The sequence below is a fragment of the Erwinia sp. genome (assembly GCF_031978025.1).
Classification (GTDB): domain Bacteria; phylum Pseudomonadota; class Gammaproteobacteria; order Enterobacterales; family Enterobacteriaceae; genus Erwinia.
In genome coordinates this window covers 19,142-42,466 of record NZ_DALZCD010000002.1, presented here as the reverse complement: position 1 = coordinate 42,466, position 23,325 = coordinate 19,142, and the positions used below count along the sequence as shown (strand labels likewise).

Below are 23,325 nucleotides of genomic sequence, written 5' to 3'. Positions count from 1 at the left end.
TATCCCGCGAGTGGCTCCTGGCAGAACACGCGGCTCCTGCCAGAACGCGCGGTCCAGTCTCGGGAAAAGCCCGATAACAGGGAGGCAGGCGGCAGGGCATTGCCGCTTTTCCCTCTGTCGGGATAGCCTTCCCGGGCATTTTACTTCCGCATTGCTGGTGCAAACCGGGTAGAGCGGGTGATTTATTGCTGCCTCTACGCGAGACAGGCAAATCTACTCAGATGCAACTTTTACAATGTTACCATTAAGGTCCGAGCGATAATTATCGCCATCATACACAGTGAACATTAAACCCCTGTTTCTGCTTTTATCTACAGAAAAGAGGACGTTCTTTTCAATGCAGTTTTTTTTATATCATAATGTTCTATCGGCTACCGTCAGCCCTGGCCGGAGCAGGGATAGCAGAAATATCGATGTATTTTCTCAATCCCATTGGACGGCTTACACCACGAGGATCGGAAAAGGGTAATCTTAGGGATGGAGTTGGCAACACTTGCACAGTCCATGTTGTATCTCCAATAAAACTAAAGCTCACTGAATTATGATTCAAACTCAAATTCTCAAAGGTGCCAGTAGTATATTCACCACCGAGGGAAAGGCTTTCAATAATTCCGGATTGAATATCTATATAAAATATATTAAGGCTTTCTTCGTAAACTATATCGTCCGTGGTAAAGAGTAAAAATCGTGTATCAGCCACTTTGACAGCAGCTTCGAGTTTTTTTCCGGAAACGATAATATCCGTATTTTTTTCTTTCAGAATGATTTCGCATTGCGTTTCACTAAGTCTTTGGGCGTCTTTGACGATAGAGAGCGATATGCTGTCAGTTAATTTCATATTCATCTCCAATGCCTGCTTATTTACCATGCAGCTAAGACCCCGCCCATAAAACTATCTATTAGAATCCATACTGGTGCATCTGGACCGCATACAAGGTCTGCGAAGGAACCAGCTGCCCGGCCTCCAGCCATACCTGAACCAGCTATAGTGGCTTGTCGGGTAGACTCTGATACTTTGTCCTGGGCCGTATAGATCTCGTAAATGGCAATTGCCATGGATAGAAAAATTAACCCTTTGCCAGCGGAAGAAAGTCTTTCCATTTTTAGATCGACTTTAGCACTCGATCTTCCTGTCGATTCGACGATACGGCATAACCCTGATTTTTGCATGGTTGAAAGATTATCAAAATTAGCCGGTCTACCAAAATTTTCAATCGTTTTATTAAGCATGTTCACTTCCGGGAAGTGCAGGGTAACCCGCCGAAGTGACACGCCGCCGCTGCGGTTGCTGAAGCGCATCGGGTTGTTGTTCACCGCCAGTATTACCACCGGAATGTGCGTTGACCAGGCGTCGCGGTACTTCGGGTCAATCGTCACAGCTTCGCCGCCGGTTACCGCCTTGATACCCGCACCGTCGCCACTACACTTTTCCTGGTCCGGCAGAATAATCAGCAAGTAGCCGACCACGCTTGCGCGTTCCCGTGATGAATCCAGCGTGTCGATGGTCGCTGCCGTGGTATTGTCCTCGCCTGCCAGCAGGTGGGCAATGGAGGCCATCACGCTTTTCCCGCTGCCGCCGTGGGTAGTTACTTCGAGGAACAGCTATCGGCCGTCGCAGCGTCCCCCGGAAAAGGTTGCCCGGTGCGGATATATCAGCACCTCTGGAACATCCGGCTGTAGTCCACCACAGTCTCTGATACAGCTGCCACACAGGAGATCATCTCAGAGATGATTTCTGTTGGGTGGGGGACATGGAGACAGTCAGGTCAGACGATAGCCAATAGCCGTATTTTCATTCCGCATTGTCGGGTGACAGTTGCCTCTATGCAAAAGGCTTCATTTTACCGTAGCGGACTGGAGAGGGGTAGCGTCTTAGGCTGTCTTAATACTTTGAATTCTTGAGGTTTAAAGACAATCATTGTACAAACTGAGGGCACAAAAAAGCCCGCAAAACTTTCGCTTTGCGGGCTTTCAGGACTTCATCGAATGGTTCTGTTGGCCATCGACCAAGGCTGGCGGAATCTGAACAAAAATCGCAAGCTCATGTATTTAGATGTTTTTATCTAATTCAAGTTTGTTCCGTGTACCTAAACGTGTACCAATCATTAGATCTCACATCCCGGAGCGGCACGGCAAGGATAACGAATTCCCCGCGCTAGATCCAAAATAAAATAATTTTAGAGAAAAGTGTTCATACTGTTCACTTTGGTATTTTATCTATTAAATTCATAGTGTTAGTTGGTGAATGGTTTGAGGCGGGATCTACACTAGTATGCAATAAAAGTGATCTCTCAAGTGAGGGTACTAAATATGGCCTTAACCGGCTCAAAGCATGAATTTACAAACTAAAAATGTGGGCAGCCATTTTTCAGGCCATTATCATTTAGCGTGGTCTTTATGGTATTATTTATTCGGTTTTTAAGTAGCATGCTCATGCTCATGCTCATGCTCATGCTCATGCTCATGCTCATGCTCATGCTTGTTTGGCAATTTATCATGAATTAATATCGTACATTTATGTCTTCTCCTAAATATTCCTGTATATTAACCTCAAACGATTACTAATGATGCAAGACTGACCAATGCTAAACATACATATGGCCCCCAAATCAGCCATCTTTTAAGAGTGAGGATTTTTTTTAAATCTACTATACTGGTCTCAGTGATATTGATTTTAATTCCTTCATCTGGTAAGTCTAAGTCAGAACCTACTAATAATGTATTTAAACTGTTTTCTATTTCATGAGAAAAAGAGATCATTTTGTATTCAATTACTCTTATGCCGCATTCAAAAATAAAAATTGGAAATAAAATAAGAAAGCTAATTACAATGACGCTGTGGCTGTTGTTTGTGTATGCATAGCTCAATAATGCACCCCAGATAGTAATTCCCCACATTCTAACTTTCCATGCAGTTTCAGCATTGTTCTTAGCAATTGATTGGGTTAACTCCCAAGCCTTTAAAAGAATATCCTTCTCTATATTCATTATATAGCCCATCTTTTTGTAATGGTTGAAAGTAAATTTAGTAGTGCTGTTTTTTTATCTATGTTCGTATGATCTAATGCCATTAATTCAATAACGAATGGAATCATATGGTTGACGACAAAGTTGATGATGTCATCATTGTCATCCGTGTACGTTTTGTTACTTAAAGGGTATGGGGCAGAGAGGCTTAACTGAAGTGTTTCAATAAGAGATGTGTAATCTGCTGGGACAGGGTTTTTAGATGTGTTTATAATTCTTAGAGTTGTTTTTAAATTTCTGAATTGCGTTTTAAAAATGTGACTATGTGTTTGCTCAACTAAAGTTTCAAAAATGAATTTAATTTTTTTTCTTAGTTTGCTTATATCGCTTGATGGTGAGTTATCGAATTCATAAAAAGTTTCTGATAAGTTTGTGTACATCGAATCGTTAATTATCATATTAATTCCTTATAAATTTAAAAGACTCTTTGATTAAGTTTTTTGCTGCCGCTGAGTTGGGTGGTAATTTTAATTTAATATTAATTTCTCTAACGCTGTAATCATAAAAATCTTGGAGGAGGATAAGGTTGTTGGATACGCCAATGTTATTTGCTTTTAATTTTATACATTCTCTCTTGTTGAACTCATAAATTCCTTCTTCGGCCAAGCTGAATATGCAGAAATTTTTCAACAGAGGATATAGGTTTACTAAAGCAGACAAGTAATATCCATTCAAGAATTCGAGATCTCTATAAATAAGTGCTTCATTTTTAATTTTATTAATCTCATCTGCGAATGATTTTTTTACTTTGAAGGAAGAAGTAAGTTCCCCCCATTTTGATTCGCAACCATCAATAAGTTTTCCTTGCTCAAAAATATGATAAAGAAACAGGCTGCCTTGGCTATAAAAATTATTAAATGTTGCTGTATCATAAGATATAAAATTAATTGGCAGATCAGGAATATCAAGGTCTTTTATTTTGTAAATGGCCTTGCCTTCCGGATAGTTATAAAGCAGAACGTCAATATCACTATTTTTATTGAAATCACCCCTCGAAACTGAACCGAATAAAATAGCGAATGACTCTTTTTCAGTACTAAACATAGCAACTCTCAATAGTCAAAACTTGCTATAAGATTATTGTCGTTAACGATTTTTTGACGCATCGAAAACAACGGTGTCAGAACCAAGAAATACAATGTGTTGCGACTTCCAGCTCATTGCATTTTCATACTCTATTTTTTTTAACTAGAAATCAATAGTTGCTTAATGATTAAAGAACCGGCTCATGCCGGTTCATATATTGTGGGAGTTAATGGCTACATGTGGGGAGCCAGTCGGCCTCGCTGTCCTCATGCAGAGTTAGATTGGTCTGGACACCATTATTTGTCCTGCGCTTCAACAGTATGCGCTCATACTCCTTTAGCGTCTGCGGCACCGCCTGGCCGAAAGCGGTCAGGCTCAGCGGATGCTGATGGCCACGTGACTCCATAAACGACAGGTAGGCGTGGTAGAGATAGCGCTTCGGATTCAGCGGGCGGATATTGGCGTTACCCATAAACATACCTGTCGCGGTGCTTATCGGCATCAGATAGCCGCAGAAATCAACCAGCGGATCGGCCTGTCGTTTGATATCCAGCGCCTCACCGGAAGTCTGCTGCGCCTGCAACAGCTCGCGGGCTTCATCTGGCGACACGAAGCGCTGCATCAGATGACGAACAATCACGGCCAGCTCAGCGCTGATTTTTTCCAATAACTGCGGGTCACGTTCCTTTGCCGGTATCACTTCCGGGAACGTCAGGATAACCCGGCGGCGCGAAACACCGCCGCTGCGGTCGCTGAAGCGCATCGGATTGTTGTTCACCGCCAGAATGACGGCCGGGATATGGGTTGAATAGGCATCGCGGTATTTCGGATCGATGGCAACCGCATCGCCGCCGGTTATCGCCTTGATGCCCGCGCCGTCGCCGCTCCATTTCTCCTGGTCTGGCAGGATAACCAGCGAGAAGCCCACCACGCTGGCGCGCTCGCGGGAAGATTCCAGCGTGTCGATGGTTGCGGACGTGGTGTTGTCTTTTCCGGCCAGCAGAGTGGCTATCGAGGCCATGACACTTTTACCGCTGCCGCCGGGGCCGGTCACCTCAAGAAACATCTGCCAGTCATAGCGGTTTGCCAGCACCATAAATAACGCCGCGAGAATGCGCTCCTGCTTGTCGTGATTATGCCCGGCTGCCCGCGTTAACCAGCGCCAGAAGGCCGGGGCGTGGTCTGCAAGGTTTTCACCCGGACGCGGGGCGGTGTAGTCCACGCTGTTGACGGTGCGCAGCCAGTGCTCGCGGCGGTGCGGGCTGAAGGTGCCTTTCGTGGTGTCATACACGCCGTTACGGAAACCAATCAGGCGGCGGGATGGTTCACCCATCTGCGGCACCATCAGCTTGAGCGTGTCCAGCACGCTGCCGATACCGGCAGCCGAGAACGGTGCGCGTACTTTCTGAAACAGCGCGGCGATTTCCCGGCGCAGCGTCTTCGCCTCCATCACCTGCCATGCGCCGTTCTCATAGCGGCAGATTTCCTCCCCGACCGGCGGCACGGCCAGCGCCTCTCCGTAATGGGCGACCAGCAGCTCCGCTTTCTGGCTGGCGCTCATGGCCTTCAGGTCAGCCTCGCTGACGGATTCAAACGGGCTGAGTGGCTGCGGCTGCGTGAAGGCGGTGAGCTGCGCCAGCGTGGCGATATCGCCCTGTGCCTGCCACACGTCGTTCCAGTCACCCGTAACCGGCGGCAGTGCGGTTTTCCCGCCGCAGGCTTTCGCCGCTTCCTCTGCCTTTAACTGGCCGGTACCGTTGTCGTCGCGGTCGGCGGCAATCAGCATCAGCGCGGCGGGGTATGACTCACGCAGCCGCTTTGCCAGTGCGGGCAGGTTGTTGGCGCTCAGCGCCACGTAAACCGCCTGCCCGGTCAGCCTATGCACGGTCAGGCCGGTGGCATATCCCTCGGTTAGCCACAGTGTTTTGCCATCCGGCTCGCCTGCCAGCCAGTATGTGCCTTTTACCTGCCCGCCGGGCAGGGTGCGCTTGTCGCCTGCGGCACTGATGAGCTGCACGTTAACGGCCGTGCCGTCTTCGCCGGTCAGCGGGATGAGCACATCCCCGGTGGCAAAGCTGATGCCACCACAGCGCAGCGCATCAGCAAGTGTGAGCGCCTGCGTACCGTGCAGCCCTTTCGATGAAAGGTAGGCGTTGTCCGTGCGGCTGATGGCGGCGACGATAAGTGCCTGCGCCCGTGCGGCGGCGTCTGCATGCGCGCGGCTTTTGTCTGCGGCTTCATAATGCATAAACGGGGCTGACTCCGGCAGCGTGCCGAGCATTCCGGCCACCTTCATGGCGGCCTCTTTAGCGCTGATACTGAGCGCCTTTTCCACCAGGTTAAGGCCGTCACCGGCCCCGCACTGGTTACAGAGCCACGTTCCGCGCCCGTCCTGATTGTCAAAACGGAAGCGGTCTTTACCGCCGCACGCCGGGCAGGCACCGTGTCGCCCCCCGGCGAGCACGCTGATACCGAGGGCAGGCAGAAGCTGCGGCCAGAATCCGGTGGCCGCCTTTACGGTGTCAGAGACGATATGTTTCATCTGCATGTTCTCCCTTAGTGCAGCGTGATGCGGCTGGCGGCCGCAAGCTGGCTGTGGAAAAGTTCATCCATCATGGTGACGCCGAGCTGCGTCAGGCGCGGCGGCGCTGTCAGCAGATCCGGCTCAACCATATCGCCCAGCATGGTGCAGGCCATCTCCATGCCTGCATCCGGGCCGTGACGGCGCACATAGAAGCCTTCCAGCTCAAGGGCGATAGTCATCTGAAGCTCATCGAGTGTGGCTGACACGGTAATGCCGAAGCTTTTGCAGACATTCAGATAGCCCTGCGCCAGCGCGCGGCGGAAAACGGCGGTGCGTACCTCAACTGGCAGGCAGGAGTGATTAACGGTCATCATGGCGGGCCTCCGTGGCTAACATGCGGGATTCACAGGTTTCAACAACTTTACCGAGCTGGTCGGTGAGCAGGGCGACGACCGAGGCAAGCGCCGCGCCGTCCGGCACGCAGCCGCGCGCGCTCAGGCAGTTCACCGAGTCGAACATATCGAGCACGGTCACGCCGACGGTGTGCGCGTGCAGCAGACGCAGATAGTCAGCGTGGGGAATAGGGTAGGTGTCATGGTTATTCAGGTGTTGAGAAAGGGTATTCATGCCGCCACCGCCTTAACCGGCAGACGACCGGCAAAGGACAGGACGTAATCACGGGCGAGGCTGGCGCGGGCGCTGCGCTCATCGCCTGCTACAGTGCGCAGCATGCAGGGACGGGCGGCGGCATCGGTGCGGCGCACGGCGGCAAAAATAAAGGTGAATTCGAGGTGAGCGGCAGTAAGGGCCGTTGTCATGAGGACAATCTCCATTGAGTAGCGGTTGCTGCTACCACCGGAGTTCCTACGCTCATGGGTGGTAGCCCGGACGGGGGTAGGAATACCGGCCTCAATGGATACCGGCCAACCCGGAGGCTGCCCCGCCCGGGCCACCATTACGCAGGCGGCGCAACGGCTAAAGAACCGTTGCCCGGATAATGGGTGCACCGAGGCATAGACACAAAAAAAGACGCATGGCGCGTCTGGTGTCGCCATTGAGTAACTCGGGTTCCTACGCCCGGCTGCCGATTTTGCGGCAGCACAAAAACTGTATAACGGCCGCTCGCCAGAGAAAAGCCTTTTTTCACTCATCGGGGCGTTTTCCTCAGCAACCGGTCAGGACGTGATCGGATTGCGGCGGATTTGATCGGAATTTCCCGTCTTCTTTCTTTGCGCCCTGCGTGACAGGCTTCGCTTTTTTTACTCAGCACGGAAATATGGCCGTGCATCCCGCTGGTAAAAGCCGGTGTCGTGGCGGGTTTGCCGCTGACCGCCGCCTTCAGACTTTCCGCGACAAAGGCGGCTTCTTCGCGGGTGAGCGGAAAGATTTTTGTGCCGACATTCAGCGTAATCATGCTGTCCCTCCGGCGCGCTGTGCGATGCGGGCCTGCATCCAGCCGTCAATCTCTGACGCCAGCCAGGCGACGTTTTTACCGCCGAGGGAAATCTGCGACGGGAACTGCTCCCGGCTGATTAAGTCGTAAATGGTTGAGCGTGAGAGGCCGCAGGTGCTGATGACTTCCGGTAGGCGCATGAAGCGGTCGCGCGGGAAAACGGCGTCGCGGATTGCGGTAATGGCAGGAGCCGGTACGGATGAAACTGCGTGCATGGTGTTACCTCATTATGAGTCCGGCCGGTGCTGTCCGGTTCCGGTGGTGTCTTCAGGTAACTCCCTATTCTGGTTATATTTCTGGTGAAGTAAACAACCCCCTGATTGGTGAAAAATGAGCAAATAGCACTTCTCTTACCTCCTGTTTGCCTTTGTTTGCCAACGTTTGCCAGCGTTTGCCTTTTAAGAGCTTTCAGCGATTAAAAAGCTTTAATTAATAGGATTAAAATCTGAAAAAGGCTCGCCAAAAAAAAACTGTTATCTGAGACTGTGTGAACACAGGTGAATACTCAGTGAAGACTTAATTCTAAAGTGTTCACTACTTTAAGTACTGTATTTATTATATTTTTTATCTCAGTGAATACCGGTGAACAGTTATATAACAAATACCATCAGTTAAGAGATCATCCCTTATCGGTTATACCCTTGTTTGTTCATCGACAGGCGGAAAGCAATGAAATGCGCTGTCCTGTGGTACACGACAGAATGTCCTTATCCTTTACAGACGATGAGAGACAATCATGACCACCCCGGAACAGAAACCTGCATCACTGGAACGCTTCGAGAAAGCCCGCGCTGAACATACCGAAAGGATGAAAGCCTATAACGGCATCTGCGCCGATATTGCCCGCTGTGAAAAAGAGCAGCGGGCAGCCATTGAGGCAGGGAAAGAAGCCGAGAGCAGCTGGCGCACGAGCTTTCGCAACCTGCGAGGCAATCTCACTGACGAGCTGCGCGCCGAACATTCTCAGCGCATCGCCAGCCGGGAACTGGCCGACGAGTTCGGCGGGCTGCTCAAAGAGCTGGCGCTGGATAAGCAGGAGGCGATGCTAAAATGCTGCGGCAGTGGGAAAGAGTACGTTGAGTCGCACCAGGAAGCATTTACCGGCTTCGCGGATGCACACTGGCAGTCAGCCTTGCGTAACGTAAGTCCGTCGCTGCTGTGGGCCATTAAGCTGCGTCTCCGTCGTGAAGAGCTTTCCCCGACGTTTACCGGAGACGACCGAGATAGTATTAATGACGTGGCTTATCTGGTCGGTGAAGCGCTGACGCGGGCGGCTGCTGCTCTGCCAGACAGCATACTCCATGAGGCTCCGCTGCTGGAGAATATTGGTCTGTATCTCCCGCCACTTACGGGTATTGATATGGAGCTTTACCGCCATCCTATGCGCCGCCAGAAGCTGGCTGAATCAATCCGGGCGCAGCGTGCAAAACTTCAGGAAGGCAGCCAGAAATGATGCACTGTCCCTACTGCAAAAGCGCGGCACATACCAAATCGAGCCGCTATATGTCAGAGCAGGTAAAAGAGCGTTATCACCAGTGCACTAACCTCGACTGCTCCTGTACTTTCAAGACGAATGAGAGCATCACAAAGGTGATCACCGCACCGCCACAGCCGGAAAAAATACCGGTACCATCACCGGAACCAGCAAAAGAACGCCAGACGCTGGGCCGTTATGGTTCTGCATTCCGCCAGATTCATTAATCCCTCACACTGCCGCTGCTCAACCAGCGGTTTTTTATTCCTGTCCTTTGTTTTCCTCAAGCCTTTTTTCTGGCGAGCCGCTTTGTAAAGAGCCGTGCATGCATAGCGTGCATGGATCTGCATGCAAAATCATGTACCGCTTTCTCCCATTAAGGCCATAACGGCCGCCGCTCTGCACGCATCATGCACCTGCATGAAAAACGGTGCAAAAAGCGGGCAGGCGTGGCGGGGATAGCATTGCGCGCGAACAGTAAAACCAAATCACAATCGGTGTCTATATCTCATATCTAACTCAAGGGTACTGCGGGGGTATGGCGCACCAATAAGTTTGAGATAGCTCTCATACAATGCAAAGGTATGGTGACCTGCTTTCATATAATCTAAAAAAACCCTAATGTTTTGATGAAAAACTAATCGCATTTCTCATTGTGCAGTTGTAAATTCATTCCTAGTCAGCGTTAGCATAATGCTGTCTATAAACACAGTGCATTGGATGTGCATCTAAATCGAAGTAGAGCAATTCTGATGCGTTAATTTAATCTTTTCTGGAAATTGATTATGGAATTATCACGAGGATCGGAATGGAGGAAGTGGGATCTTCATATCCACACGCCAGCATCAGTGCTCAATAACCAATTTGGTGATTGGGATTCTTACGTTCGAGAATTGTTTAAAGCTGCAATTAGAGAAAACGTTCAAGCAATTGGTATAACTGACTACTATATACCAGAAGGTTATAGAAAAATTAAAACAGAGTACCTTTTGAATGAAGGGAAATTAAAAGAACTGTTCTCTAACTCAGAAATAGATTTAATACGTAAAATTTACTTGTTTCCCAATATTGAATTTAGGATAAGTAAATTGCTTACCAGCGACAAAGAGACTAAAGATTGGGGCAATAAATTTAACTATCACCTTTTGCTTTGTGGAGATTTAAACATTGATGATATTGAGTCTGAAATAATTTCTCAGCTCAGTATTGAATATGATGCAACTGTAGGAGTAGCTACAGAAAAAAGGCCTTTGACTAAACGTACCATTGAAGAATTCGGACAGCGTCTCAAAGCGGAACATTCTGGGTTCATAGGGAGTGATTTTTTTATTGGTGCATGTAATGCTTCAATTAATGAATCTGACTTAGCACAAATATTAAAAGGTAATAGTCGCTATAATAATAAGTATATGTTGGGAATTCCAAGTGATGAAGACTTAAGCAAAATAAGTTGGAACTCACAAAGTCATAGTATAAGGAAGAACTTAATAAAACAGTCTCATTTTATCTTTAGTTCTAATCCAAAAACCGTTAGCTTTATGTTGGGGGAGTATAACAAGGACCAGCATGTAAGTGAATTTGGAGATATCAAGCCATGCCTATGGGGATCTGATGCACATTCTTTAGTAGAATTGTTTAAACCTAAATTGAATAGATATACTTGGATTAAAGCTGACCTTAATTTCTCAGGTTTAAAACAAGTTGTATATGATCCAGAGTCTAGGGTTAAAATCCAAGAAAATAATCCCCACCAAAAAAATGATTATCAGATTATTAAGCGCGCCAGATTTATTAATAAGTCTTCTAAGGAAGTATTTACTGGTGAATGGATAAACTTCAATGCGGATTTGAATACCATAATCGGCGGAAAGTCCTCTGGGAAGTCTCTTTTGTTATATAATTTAGCAAAGGCTAATAATAAAGATGAAGTTACCGAGAAAATGGCTCTTGCTAAAATGACGCCATATACGCAATCTCAAGCTTATGATTTTGAGGTGGAGTGGAATAATGGTGAGGTATGTAAACTGTCTGATGAAAATACTAAGCCCATAACTTATATACCTCAGTTATATATTAATCAGCTTGCGGAGAGAGAGGGCAAGAATGATTTAAATGAATTGATCAGCAAAGTTTTATCTCAGAGGGAAAGCTTTAAAAAAGAAACAGAATCTATCAGGAGTTTGATCTCGGATAACAACATCAACATATCGACTAAATTGAGTGAGCTTTTTTCCTGTATTAACCATTATAATTATTTGAAAAAAGAGTGCCTAGACGTTGGAGTTAAGGGGGATGTGGAAAGACAAATCAGAGAATTAAATAATCAGTCTGAAGAGCTAAGAAAAAAATCAGGATTTTCAGAACAAGAACAAAAAATATATAATTCCTTGATGTCTCGGAACAAGTCTCTGCTTAGTCGCAAAGAATTTTTGATAGGCATGGATGAAACTACGAAGGAGGTTATCCTATCCTATAAGGTGAATTCTGAAGTTTTGCTTTCAAGTCTGCTCTCATCTATCAAGAGGGATGTTGCGCACGATGTAAATTCAAGATTAATGAACGATTATTTTGAATTTATAAGTTCATCATTGCAGTCTGTATATCCCCGTATAGAGTCAAAGTTACATGAAAAAATCAAAAAAATACCGTATTGGTTAAATAAAATAGAAAGTGACATTTCAAAAGTAAATATCTCATTACTTCCATTTACAGCAAAAATTAAAGAGCAATCGAAGCTGAAAGAAATAAGTGAAAAGCTTATCGTTGAAAATGGAAAATTAAAGCGTATTAACGAAAAACAGGCTGAAATAGATAAACAAACTCAGATGGGAACCGATATTAAATCTTCTTTGCAAAATAGTTATCTGTCAGTTATGGAGGGATATAGCTCTATAGTTTCTTTAGTAAATGATCCTATAAACTCTTTCGGCGATGAAATTTCAGTCCAAGCTGAAGTTAGTTATGATAACGAGCAGTTTAATGCTTTCTTAGATTTATTTGATCGTAGGGCTAACTTAACGGAATTCATGGCAGGACTATTGGATGCAAAAGGAAATGTCCTGTATGATCATGAAGAACACGCTCAAAAAATCAATCTAATATATGATAAAATCAGATTGGGTAAAGGATTGCCTAATCTTAAAAATGGTGTTACGGCTAAAGATCTTCTAAATAAATTATATTCTGATTGTTTTAGAATTGATTATTCTGTTTTCTATAAGAATGATGAAATACTTCAGATGTCACCGGGTAAAAGAGGATTGGTGCTTATGAGCATTTTATTGCATTTAAGTAATTCTGAGCATCCTATTTTAATTGATCAACCAGAAGATAATTTAGATAACAGAACTATATATGATCAACTTAAAGGTTACATTAGAAATAAGAAGCTCGATAGGCAAATAATAATGGTGACTCATAATGCAAATCTAGTTGTTTCTACCGATGCTGAATGTATTATCGTGGCCAACCAATCTGGACAGCAAGCAGGAAATGAAAATGAGAAATATCAATTCGAATATTGCTTCGGATCTTTGGAGAATAATAAAATAGATGGAAGTAGAAAAGGAGTTCTATTTGAAAGTGCAATCAGGGACCATGTTTGCCATATTCTCGAAGGAGGAGTAAAAGCTTTTAAAGAGAGAGAGATAAAATATGGCATGAAACACTAGTTATAGTAAGTGACTATGACTATCATAGTCACTTATAATTAATTAACGGACGAAACTTCCCCACCAGTTCATTAACTCGATTCGTTTGTTCAAATAGGTAGAGCGGTTATACGCTCGCCTAACTTCATTTTTATCACTATGTGCTAGAGCTGCCTCTATAACATCAGCACTGAATCCCTGTTCATTTAGAGCAGTGCTTGCTATAGAACGCAGCCCGTGTGCCACTAGTTTTCCACCGTACCCAATGCGTTTCAAGGCTGCATTTGCTGTTTGACTGTTCATCGGTTTTTTCGGATCGTTCCTGCTTGGGAAAATATGTTCTCGATGTGCGCTAATTGGCTTCAACACTTCCAATATTGCTATAGCCTGAGTTGAGAGAGGAACAATATGTTGGCGTTTAGCTTTCATTCGCTCAGCCGGAATCGTCCATAGCTTTGCATCGAGATCGATTTCTTCCCATCGTGCACCAGATGCTTCAGATGGACGCACGAGAGTAAGGAGCTGCCATTCAATAAGACAGCGAGTAGGAACAGATAAGTTTGACATGACCAAAGAACGCATTAACTTTGGCAATTCCTCTGGCCTAAGCGTGGGCATGTTTTGCTTTTTAGGTTTTTCAAATGCCATACCGACGCCTGAAGCAGGATTCGCATCAATCAACCCCGTGTTAACTGCATAAATCATGATCTCGTTGATGCGCTGCACCAACCGGCGAACTGTCTCAAGTGCCCCGCGAGCTTTAATCGGCTCCAGTGCTTCAACGATCGTTCTGGCTTTAAGCGCTTGAACAGGAATCTCACCGATAGTTGGGAAGATGTCTTTCTCAAGCGATCGCCAAATATCCTTCGCGTAATCCTCAGTGACGCTTTTGCTTTTGAGCTGGAACCATCTCCCAGCAACAACTGAAAAAAGGCTATCTAGTTCAATTTGCCGTTGCTCTGATACTTCCTCTTGCTGCTTCTGCGGGTCTATCCCTTGCGCAAGCATCGAGAGATATTGGTCACGCATTTGGCGTGCAACAGCGAGCGTTAGGGCAGGGTAAGAGCCAAGGCTAAGATTTGTGCGACTGCTGCTATTTGGTCGCTGGTAGCGAAAACGCCACAGCTTTTTACCTGATGTTTTGACGAGCAGGAAAAGGCCGTCGCCATCATGCAGTGTGAAGTCTTTCTCTTGAGGCTTAGCTTTGAGGATTTCGTTATTGGTGAGGGGGCGTGTTATCCGCGCCATGACTGGTTTCCGTCCATAATTGGTACACGTTTCTGGCCCACATTATAGCGTGTACCAATTCGTGTACCAATTATCTCTGGATTCAGGCGGATCGTCTCGGAAGATTACAGACACAAAAAAGCCCGCAGGGCTTGTGCCGTGCGGGCTTTCAGGACTTCTGCGGATGGCACTGGAACCATCTTTGAAGAATTTTGGTGGAGCTGGCGGGAGTTGAACCCGCGTCCGAAATTACTACACCGTCGGCACTACATGCTTAGTCCAGTCTTTACATTCGCCGGTTAGCTGCGAACGGACACGCTACTAACAAACTAGCCTGATTAAGTTTAACGCTTCAACCCCAGGCAAGGCATCCACGCGATCTCTTTTGGGTTTGACCTCTCTTGATCCCCGTCCTAAGAGCGGAGGCTAGGGAGAGAGGGCTCTTAGCAGGTTATTAAGCTGCTAGGGCGTAGTTTTCGTCGTTTGCGACTATTTTTTTGCGGCTTTTAACGAGGCCAACCGCCCCTCGGCATGCTCCTAGGGCTTCGCAAATCCCGTCGAATCCAGAATCAGCCCCAAGTACTGTTTAGCAGTATAACAAAAACCTGACGCAATGCCAGTAACTTAGCGATTAGCGTGCTTCATTATACGTGCTTTGTCTAATTTCCATTCGCGATCTTTGATGTCATCGCGCTTGTCGTGCTCTTTCTTACCGCGTGCCACGCCGATTTTCAGCTTGGCCCAGGCATTTTTCCAGTACAGCGACAGCGGCACAATGGTGTAACCGTCACGATTGGCTTTGCCAAACAGCGTCTCCAGCTCTCGCTCCTTTAACAGCAGCTTGCGGGTACGTGTAGGATCGCACACCACGTGAGAGGATGCGCCGGTCAGCGCCTGAAATGTTGCGCCAAACAGGAAAGCCTCACCATCGCGCAGCATAATGTAGCTTTCGCTGATGTTGGCCTTACCTGCACGAAGAGATTTGACCTCCCATCCCTGGAGCGACAGACCCGCTTCGAAATCTTCTTCAATGAAGTATTCGTGGCGCGCCCGCTTGTTCATGGCAATGGTGGCAGAACCGGGTTTATGTGCTTTTTTCTTTGTCATAGTGCAACTTAGTGTACATGAAGCGGTGAATGATGGCATCCCCTGTAACAACAAGCGCGGGGAAAAGCGCTATTTTAGCAGAACGCTGGCGGCTGAGAATTTTTGTTTACAGGCCGTCGATGTTATTATTGTAAAGTTTAAGATTAACAGGAAATGTTATGTCCCAGATTAGTCGTTCTGCGCTGGTGCCCTACAGTGCTGAGCAAATGTTCCGGTTGGTAAACGATGTGGATGCCTATCCGGAGTTTCTTCCAGGGTGTACCGGCAGTCGCGTGCTGGATTCCAGTGAACAGCAGATGACGGCGTCGGTAGATGTTTCCAAAGCCGGGATCAGTAAAACCTTCGTCACGCGCAATACGCTGAGCAACAACAAGAGCATCCAGATGCAGCTGGTTGACGGGCCTTTCCGCAAATTAACAGGCGGCTGGCAGTTCACCGAACTGAGTGAAGATGCCTGTAAGGTAGAGTTGAACCTTGAGTTCGAATTCACCAACATGCTGGTAGAGATGGCGTTTGGCCGCATCTTTAAAGAGCTGGCCAGCAGTATGGTGCAGGCTTTCACCAAGCGTGCAAAAGAGGTTTACAGTGCCTGATATCGCGGTAGAAGTGGTTTATGCGCTTCCGGAGAAACAGTATCTTTATACGGTTAACGTAGAAGAAGGCGCCACTGTCGAACAGGCGATTAAAGCTTCCGGCCTGCTGGAGCTGCGCAGCGATATCGATCTTGCCAGCAATAAAGTGGGCATTTTCAGCCGCCCGGTGAAGCTGAGTGATGAAGTAAACAGCGGCGACAGGATTGAAATCTATCGTCCACTGTTGGCCGATCCTAAAGAGCTGCGCCGCCAGCGCGCAGAGCGGGCCGCAAAAAAATAAGGCGCTCTCAGGCGCCTTATCTGTTTCTCTTCCCGTTGCCATTCCGCTCTACAAAACTTCGGCCCGGCCGGGGACGTTGTCCGTCTCTGCCTTAGCGCTTGTCAGAAGACAGCTGGGGTTTGTTGTCGATATGGGTCAACACGCCTTTGCCGTCAAAGGTCAGCGTCAGCGTCTGCTGCGTCACGGGCTGATGGCCCGGTTCCTGACGGAAAACGTAATACCAGACGTTGCTGCCAAAAGGATCGTGCATCATTGGCGTGCCCAAGGTGTAAGCCACCTGCTGTTGGGTCATGCCGGTATGGATTTTAGAGACGTCATTCGCAACCAGGTAGTTGCCCTGATTGATGTCCGGCCGGTAAACCACTCGCTCCAGAGTGGAACATCCGGCGGTCGTCATCAGCAGAACCACCGCCGCAGCAGTCAGCGTTTTACAGCGCATAAGTATCTTTATTCCTTTTCGGGCCAACACCTTGGGCATCAGGCTATTTTATATTCTGTATCGGTTTATCGCGTCGATCACAGCGTCAGGAGCCGATGATAATAAACCTTTTCGCAGTTGGAAACCTCTGCGGAGCAAGGTTATGACCTCTTGATGCCAAAAAAGTGCCGTTTCAGGCCGCTAAAAGCTCTTTTGCGTTCGCCAGGGTATTACGCGTTACCTCGCTGCCGCCCAGCAGGCGCGCCAGTTCCTGCAGACGCGCGCGCTTGTCCAGCGGCTGCATGTGCGTTTCCGTCATTTCGCCATCCGTTTCCTTGCTGACAAAGAAATGGTGGTTACCACAACCCGCTACCTGCGGAAGGTGGGTTACGCACATCACCTGAGTGGATTCACCCAGCTGGCGCAGCATCTTGCCTACCACCGCAGCGGTTGGACCGCTGATCCCCACATCCACCTCATCGAAAATCAGGGCTGGTGTATCCATCTTACGCGCGGTAATCACCTGAATCGCCAGCGCAATACGGGAAAGCTCGCCGCCAGAGGCGACTTTAGAAAGCGGCTGCAGCGGCTGGCCGGGGTTAGTCGTCACGCGGAACTCGATACGGTCTGCGCCTTCAGCGGTCAGATGATCGGGATTGAACTGGACTTCTATAGCCAGGCGGCCATGCGGCATCGACAGCGCGTGCATGCTTTCGCCAATCAGCTGGCTCAGCTCCTGGGCATAGTGCATACGGCGCTGATGCAGGCGCTCGGCGCAGGTCACGGCGGTGGCATGATGCTTCGCCACGGCGAGCGCCAGCTCTTCCTGGTTGCTGTCTTGCTGATCCAGCTGTGACTGCTCTTCCAGCAGCTGTTGGTGGTAGCCAGCCAGCTCGTCTGCAGCAATGCGGTGTTTACGCGACAGAGAAATATAGCGCGATAAACGCTGCTCCAGCTCGTAAAGGCGATTAGGGTCCAGATCCAGGCGCTCACAATAGTGACGCAGCTCGTCGCTGGCTTCACTGATCTGGATAGCGGCTTCATCCAGCATGACGCAAACACCGTTGAGTTTCTCATCCATTGCCACCAGCTCACCTAACAGCTGCTGCGCGGTATAGAGCTGGTTCTGTAAGGTGGCGTGTTCGCCATCGGCTAACAGCATCAACGCCTGCTGGCTGGTTGACAGCAGCTGACCGCTGTTCGCCAGGCGCTTGTACTCTTCGTCGATAGCTTCATACTCACCGGCGACGGGCGCAAACTCGTTCAGTTCTTTCAGCTGATACTGTAACAGCTCACGGCGCGCCTCACGCTCCTGCGACAGCTGCTGATGCTGCGCCAGCACGCGACAGCTCTGATTCCACTGCCGATAACTTTGCGCCATTTCCTGCATCAGGTCATTTTCGCCCGCATAGCCATCAAGCAACGTTTTCTGGTGCTCCGACTTAAGCAGCAGCTGATGCGCATGTTGACCATGAATCTGAATCAGCAGCTGGCCGAGATCGCGCAGTTGAGAAAGCGGGACAGAGGTGCCGTTAATAAAACCTCGAGAGCGGCCGTCGCTGCTGATGACGCGGCGCAGCAGGCATTCACTGCCTTCGTCCAGCTGATTTTCCACCAGCCAGGCCAGGGCGGAAGGGGTATCTTTCAGAGAGAAGCGGGCACAAAGATCGGCGCGATTTGCGCCCTGACGCACCATATCAGCTTCAGCGCGACCGCCCAGACAGAGGCCGAGCGCATCAATAGCAATAGATTTACCGGCACCGGTTTCGCCGGTGATGGCGGTCATGCCACGCTGAAAATCGATCTCAAGTTCACGAACAATCGCAAAGTTACTGATGGTCAGTTGTGCCAGCATAGAAAGCGTTCCTGTATGAAAACACAGATATGGTTTTTCATACAGTATATACTGGTTCCATAACCAGTAAAGTAGCTGGCAACGGATTTTAAAACAATTTTTTCGACCAGCCAAGTTTTGAGCTTAACGTGTTGAAGTAGCTATAGTTTTGTGGATGTATCAGGTTCAGGTGATCGTCATTACGGCGGATCAGTACATCTTCGCCTTCCTGAATCGGCAGCGCGATCTGGCTGTCGCAGCTGACTTCCAGGTCGCTCCGCATATGGGAAAAACGCAGGCGGATAGTGCTGTTGCTGTTAATCACCAGCGGCCTGGCTGAAAGCGTATGGGGGAACATCGGCACAATAGCAATGGCATCCAGTGAGGGCGTCAGGATAGGGCCGCCAGCGGAAAGCGAATAGGCCGTTGATCCGGTTGGCGTAGAGATTATCAGCCCGTCAGAACGCTGTGAAAAGGCAAAGGTCTCATCAATATAGACTTCAAACTCAATCATATGCGCTACCTTGCCAGGGTGCAGCACCACCTCATTGATCGCCGTACCAACGCGTGGCTCACGGCCCTGGCGGCAAACACGCGCCTCCAGCAGAAAACGGCTTTCCGTAATGTATTTGCCTTCCAATACGTCGGCTAACTGCTGCTGCGCGTTATCAGGATCGAGATCGGTCAGGAACCCCAGGTTGCCACGGTTAATGCCAATGACTTTGATATCGTAACGGGCCAGCACGCGTGCCGCGCCCAGCATATTGCCATCACCGCCTACCACTACCGCGAGATCGGCCTTTTGTCCGATATCTGACAGCGAGCCGGTTTCCACATCGGTCAGATTCAGTTCGCGGGCTATCTGCTCTTCAATGATCACCTGATAGCCTTTCGTCGTGAGCCAACGATACAGCATTTCGTGGGTGGTCAGCGCGGTAGGGTGGCGCGGATGGCCCACAATACCGATGCAGTTAAAATGGTTGTTCATGATGCTGGCGTTCCTCATGAGGTAAACTCCCTCAGACAATGTCACGGGTTCCCTTGAAACCGCAATTCTGATCCCCATAATAAGCGAACCAGCGAGATGAATGTGCACAAACGCGGAGAAATTCATGAGTAGTAAAGAACAGAACACACCAAACGAGCAAGTCTCAGACGAAATTGAGATGGAACAGGCAACCCAGGACGCGGAGACAGCAGAAGGGGTGGATCCACGTGATGAACGCATTGCCGAACTGGAAGCCCAACTGACTCAGGCGCAGGGTGGAGTGCGTGAAGCGCAGCTGCGTGCGCAGGCCGAAATTGAAAATATTCGTCGCCGCACCGAACTGGATGTGGAAAAGGCGCATAAATTTGCGTTGGAAAAATTTGCCAACGAGCTGCTGCCGGTCATTGACAGCCTGGAGCGCGCGCTGGAAGTTGCTGATAAAGAAAACAGCGAGCTGACCGCGATGATCGAGGGCATCGATCTGACCCTGAAATCCCTGCTTGGCGCCGTACGTAAGTTCGGCGTGGAAGTGGTTGGCGACGTCAACGTGCCGTTTAACCCGGAAATCCATCAGGCGATGTCCATGATGGAATCCGAAGACGTGGCGCCAAATCACGTGCTGATGGTAATGCAGCGTGGTTACACGCTGAATGGTCGCCTGTTGCGTCCGGCGATGGTTGCGGTAGCTAAAGCTAAAGGCTGACAGCCGTAACAAAAAAAAGCACCTTCGGGTGCTTTTTTATGCCTGCTGTCAGAAACTATGCCGGCAGGACTGGTGTCCAGTCTATGGGGTGCTCGCCATGCTGCTCCAGCCATTCATTGGTTTTAGAAAAGTGACCGCAGCCGAAAAAACCACGATGCGCTGAAAGTGGGGAAGGATGGGGCGCCTGCAGAACGTGATGGCGTTGGCGATCGATAATGCTGCCTTTCTTCTGTGCGTGCGATCCCCACAGCAAAAACACCACGTTTTCACGATGCTCATTAATGACGGCGATGACGCGATCGGTAAAGGTTTCCCAGCCAAAACGCGCGTGAGAATGCGCCTTCCCCGCCTCTACAGTTAAAACGGTATTCAACAGCAGCACGCCCTGACGCGCCCAGCTCTCCAGAAAACCATGATTGGGACGCTGGAATCCCGGAATATCGGTCACCAGTTCCTTGTACATGTTCACCAGCGAGGGCGGGACGGCCACACCAGGCAGAACCGAGAAAGCCAGCCCGTGAGCCTGATTAGGGCCGTGATACGGATCCTGGCCGAGGATCACCACTTTGACATCGCCCAACTCCGTCAGGCGAAAAGCATTGAACACATCCTTTTGCGGGGGATAAACGGTTTTCCCGGCCGCACGTTCTTTAGCCACCATCGACAACGTTTCGATGAAATAAGGTTTCTCTTTTTCCTCTGCCAGCACATCGTGCCAGGTCAGCGTGTTGACCATGTCCGCCTCCTTTAGGGTAATCAAAGGGTAGCTTAGCGCGGATCGACCGCCGCACAAACTTAAAATAAAGTTTAAAAGAACAAATAAATCAGGAAAAAGCAGGCGCCAAAGTTGAGGGAAATCATAAAGATGATTACACGGGCTGATTTGAGGGCGCTCACTTTTTGATTTTGGTCAAGGCTGTTTACTTTCCAGGCTGTTATATAGATCGGATACAGATCAATTTTATCTGCTGATACCTCGTCAGCCACCAACCGCCTGGGAGGCAACAATGATTTCCGGAATTCAAATCACCAAAGCAACCAATCCTGCGTTAATTAATTCTTTTTGGCTGCTGGATAATGAAAAAAAAGAGGCTCGCTGCGTGTGCGCTAAAGCCAGCTATAAAGAAGATCAAATTGTGCCGGTAAGCGATTTGGGCCAATTTGAATACCGCGACGTGCCGCTGGATGTACAGCCGGAAGTCCGCGTGGAAGGGGGCCAGCACCTGAACGTTAACGTGCTGCGCCGGGAAACGCTGGAAGATGCGGTTAAACATCCGGAAAAATATCCGCAGCTGACCATCCGCGTGTCAGGTTATGCGGTGCGTTTTAACTCGTTAACGCCTGAACAGCAACGTGATGTGATTACGCGTACTTTTACGGCCAGTTTGTAAAAATTCGCCTGAAGAAGGTTGGGCAGGTGCGGAAAATAACATCAGGGAAGATTTGTTCTACTTTTTTGAAAAATAAGATTTAATTAACGAGTAAGGAATATTTTTCGCACCAACGTAGCCGGAAAAATACGTTTCAGATAAAAAATCGGGCTAACGCTTTAAAAGCAAACCGATAAAGATAAAAAAACCGCCCTGTCGAGGGCGGTTTTTTGTTGGGCAGCGTATTTATTCAGCGCTGTCAGTTTTTGGCGCCGAGCTTGGCTTACGACGCTTGCCAACGTTTTTGGCATCGCGATGGCGTTTTTTCACGCGCGGCTTCTCTTCGCTCTCTTTCTTTTCTTTCTGCTCTTTGCGCTTCGCCAGCACTTTCTTCGATGGCTTGCCGTTCAGCTTTTCACTTGGTGCACGCGTGGTTGGACGCAGCTCATCAATGGTACGCGCTTTCAGCGGTTCATTGACGTAGCGGCTGATTTTACCCAGCAGCAGGAAGTCATGGGCTTCCACCAAGGAAATCGCGGTGCCTTTTTTGCCCGCGCGGCCGGTACGACCGATACGGTGCAGATAGGTATCCGCCGTGCGCGGCAGGTCAAAGTTAAACACGTGACTTACATCGTCGATGTCGATGCCACGTGCTGCAACGTCGGTAGCCACCAGCACGTTAACGCGGCCATCAACGACACGCTTGATCGCTTCATTACGCTTGAACTGTTCCAGCTCGCCTTCCAGATAGCTGGAGTTAATACCGGCGTCACGCAGCCAGCCGCACAGCTCGTGCACACGCTCACGTTTGCGCACAAAAATCACCGAACGGGTGACTTCCGGCTGTTTCAGCAGGTGCAGCAGCAGGGCGGTTTTATGCTTAACGTCATCGGCACGGTAATACCACTGCAGGATCTTCTTGCGTTCACGACGGGCAGGATCAGCTTCAATTTCGACTGGCTCGTTGAGCAGACGCTCGGAGAAATCTTTGATCGCGTCGCCTTCCAGCGTGGCGGAAAACAGCAGCGTTTGCTTACGCCAGCGAGTTTCGGCAGCGATAGTTTCGATATCTGGCGCGAAGCCCATATCCAGCATGCGGTCGGCTTCATCAAGGATCAGCGTTTCAACGGCGCGGCAGTCAAAATTTTCTTCTTTGATGTATTGCAGCAGACGACCGGTGGTGGCGACCACCACGTCCTGGTTCTCGCTGAACACTTCTGCATGGTTCATATAAGCCACGCCGCCGGTGATGGTCGCGATATCCAGATGGGTGTGTTTCGCCAGCTCGCGAGCCTGATCGGCTACCTGCATCGCCAGTTCACGAGTTGGCGTCAGGATCAAAATTCGCGGCGGGCCGGATTTTTTGCGCGGGAAATCCAGCAGATGCTGGAGCGCGGGCAGCAGGTAAGCCGCGGTTTTGCCTGTACCTGTTGGTGCCGAACCCAGAACGTCGCGACCCTCCAGTGCAGGCGGGATCGCAGCGGCCTGGATTGCCGTGGGGCGCGTGAAGCCCTTTTCCTGCAGGGCTTCCAGCAGGCTTTCATCAAGTTCGAGTTCGGAAAAAGTGGTTACAGTCATGGTCTACCTCAGTTTGGGGCGCTGATTATAGACAGATTGCGCGCGATCTTCATCTCTTTGTGTGGAATGAATG

The 23,325-nt window shown here is 49.0% G+C and carries 25 protein-coding genes, 1 other RNA gene and 1 pseudogene; 7 read left to right on the top strand and 20 right to left on the bottom strand.

Annotation, left to right across the window (positions count from 1 at the left end; genetic code table 11):
* Positions 1–213 precede the first annotated feature (213 nt).
* The 12 genes and pseudogenes from RTK32_RS00480 to RTK32_RS00425 all read right to left on the bottom strand — a co-directional run bounded on the left by RTK32_RS00480 (position 214) and on the right by RTK32_RS00425 (position 8,245).
* The gene (locus RTK32_RS00480; protein ID WP_312041591.1) at positions 214–339 is read right to left on the bottom strand and encodes a hypothetical protein; all 126 of its coding nucleotides are present in this window, start codon (positions 337–339) and stop codon (positions 214–216) included.
* A 25-nt stretch (positions 340–364) separates the two neighbouring features.
* Positions 365–844, bottom strand: a complete 480-nt coding sequence (locus RTK32_RS00475) for a hypothetical protein (RefSeq protein WP_312041585.1) — start codon at positions 842–844, stop codon at positions 365–367.
* A 389-nt stretch (positions 845–1,233) separates the two neighbouring features.
* Positions 1,234–1,602: pseudogene (locus RTK32_RS00470) on the bottom strand (DUF5906 domain-containing protein); the annotation flags it as partial.
* Between the two features lie 948 nt (positions 1,603–2,550).
* Positions 2,551–2,988: a hypothetical protein gene (locus RTK32_RS00465; RefSeq protein ID WP_312041584.1), complete on the bottom strand. Its 438-nt coding sequence runs from the start codon at positions 2,986–2,988 to the stop codon at positions 2,551–2,553.
* Positions 2,988–3,425 carry a hypothetical protein gene (locus tag RTK32_RS00460; RefSeq protein ID WP_312041583.1) on the bottom strand — a complete coding sequence of 146 codons (438 nt, stop codon included), beginning with the start codon at positions 3,423–3,425 and terminating at the stop codon, positions 2,988–2,990. Before RTK32_RS00460 ends, RTK32_RS00465 begins: the two co-directional genes overlap by 1 nt.
* A gap of 1 nt (position 3,426) precedes the next feature.
* On the bottom strand, positions 3,427–4,071 hold the full coding sequence (locus tag RTK32_RS00455) for a nucleotidyltransferase domain-containing protein (RefSeq protein ID WP_312041582.1): 645 nt from the start codon (positions 4,069–4,071) through the stop codon (positions 3,427–3,429).
* A 208-nt stretch (positions 4,072–4,279) separates the two neighbouring features.
* Positions 4,280–6,595 (bottom strand): primase-helicase zinc-binding domain-containing protein, encoded by a 2,316-nt coding sequence (locus RTK32_RS00450; RefSeq protein ID WP_312041590.1) that lies wholly within the window; start codon positions 6,593–6,595, stop codon positions 4,280–4,282.
* A 14-nt stretch (positions 6,596–6,609) separates the two neighbouring features.
* Positions 6,610–6,951: a DUF5375 family protein gene (locus RTK32_RS00445; RefSeq protein WP_312041581.1), complete on the bottom strand. Its 342-nt coding sequence runs from the start codon at positions 6,949–6,951 to the stop codon at positions 6,610–6,612.
* Positions 6,938–7,204: a hypothetical protein gene (locus RTK32_RS00440; RefSeq protein ID WP_019106103.1), complete on the bottom strand. Its 267-nt coding sequence runs from the start codon at positions 7,202–7,204 to the stop codon at positions 6,938–6,940. The genes RTK32_RS00445 and RTK32_RS00440 overlap by 14 nt, the downstream gene beginning before the upstream one ends.
* The gene (locus RTK32_RS00435) at positions 7,201–7,728 is read right to left on the bottom strand and encodes a host cell division inhibitor Icd-like protein (RefSeq protein ID WP_312041580.1); all 528 of its coding nucleotides are present in this window, start codon (positions 7,726–7,728) and stop codon (positions 7,201–7,203) included. The genes RTK32_RS00440 and RTK32_RS00435 overlap by 4 nt, the downstream gene beginning before the upstream one ends.
* Complete coding sequence (locus RTK32_RS00430; protein ID WP_312041579.1) at positions 7,725–7,991, bottom strand: hypothetical protein; 267 nt, start codon at positions 7,989–7,991, stop codon at positions 7,725–7,727. Before RTK32_RS00430 ends, RTK32_RS00435 begins: the two co-directional genes overlap by 4 nt.
* Positions 7,988–8,245: a helix-turn-helix transcriptional regulator gene (locus RTK32_RS00425; RefSeq protein WP_115757892.1), complete on the bottom strand. Its 258-nt coding sequence runs from the start codon at positions 8,243–8,245 to the stop codon at positions 7,988–7,990. Before RTK32_RS00425 ends, RTK32_RS00430 begins: the two co-directional genes overlap by 4 nt.
* 521 nt (positions 8,246–8,766) lie before the next feature.
* Between RTK32_RS00425 and RTK32_RS00420 the strand changes: the two genes are divergently transcribed.
* The 3 genes from RTK32_RS00420 (at position 8,767) to RTK32_RS00410 (ending at position 13,175) form a co-directional block, all read left to right on the top strand.
* Complete coding sequence (locus tag RTK32_RS00420) at positions 8,767–9,483, top strand: hypothetical protein (RefSeq protein WP_312041578.1); 717 nt, start codon at positions 8,767–8,769, stop codon at positions 9,481–9,483.
* Positions 9,480–9,731, top strand: a complete 252-nt coding sequence (locus tag RTK32_RS00415; RefSeq protein ID WP_312041577.1) for an ogr/Delta-like zinc finger family protein — start codon at positions 9,480–9,482, stop codon at positions 9,729–9,731. Before RTK32_RS00420 ends, RTK32_RS00415 begins: the two co-directional genes overlap by 4 nt.
* Before the next feature lie 558 nt (positions 9,732–10,289).
* Positions 10,290–13,175 (top strand): TrlF family AAA-like ATPase, encoded by a 2,886-nt coding sequence (locus tag RTK32_RS00410; RefSeq protein WP_312041576.1) that lies wholly within the window; start codon positions 10,290–10,292, stop codon positions 13,173–13,175.
* A gap of 42 nt (positions 13,176–13,217) precedes the next feature.
* Here the strand turns inward: RTK32_RS00410 and RTK32_RS00405 are convergent, their stop codons facing one another.
* From RTK32_RS00405 to smpB, 3 genes are all read right to left on the bottom strand, one after another.
* Positions 13,218–14,402, bottom strand: coding sequence for an integrase domain-containing protein (locus tag RTK32_RS00405; RefSeq protein WP_312041575.1), 1,185 nt, complete (start codon positions 14,400–14,402; stop codon positions 13,218–13,220).
* A gap of 192 nt (positions 14,403–14,594) precedes the next feature.
* Positions 14,595–14,958, bottom strand: a transfer-messenger RNA (tmRNA) gene (gene ssrA / locus RTK32_RS00400).
* 47 nt (positions 14,959–15,005) lie between these two features.
* On the bottom strand, positions 15,006–15,488 hold the full coding sequence (smpB, locus tag RTK32_RS00395) for an SsrA-binding protein SmpB (protein ID WP_312041574.1): 483 nt from the start codon (positions 15,486–15,488) through the stop codon (positions 15,006–15,008).
* A gap of 158 nt (positions 15,489–15,646) precedes the next feature.
* Between smpB and RTK32_RS00390 the strand changes: the two genes are divergently transcribed.
* Both RTK32_RS00390 and RTK32_RS00385 read left to right on the top strand, forming a co-directional pair.
* Positions 15,647–16,081 carry a type II toxin-antitoxin system RatA family toxin gene (locus RTK32_RS00390; RefSeq protein WP_312041573.1) on the top strand — a complete coding sequence of 145 codons (435 nt, stop codon included), beginning with the start codon at positions 15,647–15,649 and terminating at the stop codon, positions 16,079–16,081.
* Positions 16,074–16,361, top strand: a complete 288-nt coding sequence (locus RTK32_RS00385; protein WP_312041572.1) for an RnfH family protein — start codon at positions 16,074–16,076, stop codon at positions 16,359–16,361. The genes RTK32_RS00390 and RTK32_RS00385 overlap by 8 nt, the downstream gene beginning before the upstream one ends.
* 91 nt (positions 16,362–16,452) lie before the next feature.
* On the opposite strand, the gene bamE is transcribed toward RTK32_RS00385, so the two are convergent.
* The 3 genes from bamE to nadK all read right to left on the bottom strand — a co-directional run bounded on the left by bamE (position 16,453) and on the right by nadK (position 19,601).
* Positions 16,453–16,800: an outer membrane protein assembly factor BamE gene (gene bamE / locus RTK32_RS00380; RefSeq protein ID WP_312041571.1), complete on the bottom strand. Its 348-nt coding sequence runs from the start codon at positions 16,798–16,800 to the stop codon at positions 16,453–16,455.
* A gap of 172 nt (positions 16,801–16,972) precedes the next feature.
* Positions 16,973–18,634: a DNA repair protein RecN gene (recN, locus tag RTK32_RS00375; RefSeq protein ID WP_312041570.1), complete on the bottom strand. Its 1,662-nt coding sequence runs from the start codon at positions 18,632–18,634 to the stop codon at positions 16,973–16,975.
* 88 nt (positions 18,635–18,722) lie between these two features.
* On the bottom strand, positions 18,723–19,601 hold the full coding sequence (gene nadK / locus RTK32_RS00370; RefSeq protein ID WP_312041569.1) for an NAD(+) kinase: 879 nt from the start codon (positions 19,599–19,601) through the stop codon (positions 18,723–18,725).
* A gap of 124 nt (positions 19,602–19,725) precedes the next feature.
* Here nadK and grpE point away from each other — a divergent pair, with 124 nt between their 5' ends.
* Positions 19,726–20,304 (top strand): nucleotide exchange factor GrpE, encoded by a 579-nt coding sequence (gene grpE / locus RTK32_RS00365; RefSeq protein WP_312041568.1) that lies wholly within the window; start codon positions 19,726–19,728, stop codon positions 20,302–20,304.
* A gap of 55 nt (positions 20,305–20,359) precedes the next feature.
* On the opposite strand, the gene ung is transcribed toward grpE, so the two are convergent.
* Complete coding sequence (gene ung, locus RTK32_RS00360) at positions 20,360–21,040, bottom strand: uracil-DNA glycosylase (RefSeq protein WP_312041567.1); 681 nt, start codon at positions 21,038–21,040, stop codon at positions 20,360–20,362.
* A gap of 271 nt (positions 21,041–21,311) precedes the next feature.
* On the opposite strand from ung, the gene grcA reads away from it, so the two are divergent.
* The gene (gene grcA / locus RTK32_RS00355; RefSeq protein ID WP_312041566.1) at positions 21,312–21,695 is read left to right on the top strand and encodes an autonomous glycyl radical cofactor GrcA; all 384 of its coding nucleotides are present in this window, start codon (positions 21,312–21,314) and stop codon (positions 21,693–21,695) included.
* Positions 21,696–21,920: 225 nt separating this feature from the next.
* Here the strand turns inward: grcA and srmB are convergent, their stop codons facing one another.
* Complete coding sequence (gene srmB, locus RTK32_RS00350; RefSeq protein WP_312041565.1) at positions 21,921–23,252, bottom strand: ATP-dependent RNA helicase SrmB; 1,332 nt, start codon at positions 23,250–23,252, stop codon at positions 21,921–21,923.
* Between the last annotated feature and the right edge of the window lie 73 nt (positions 23,253–23,325).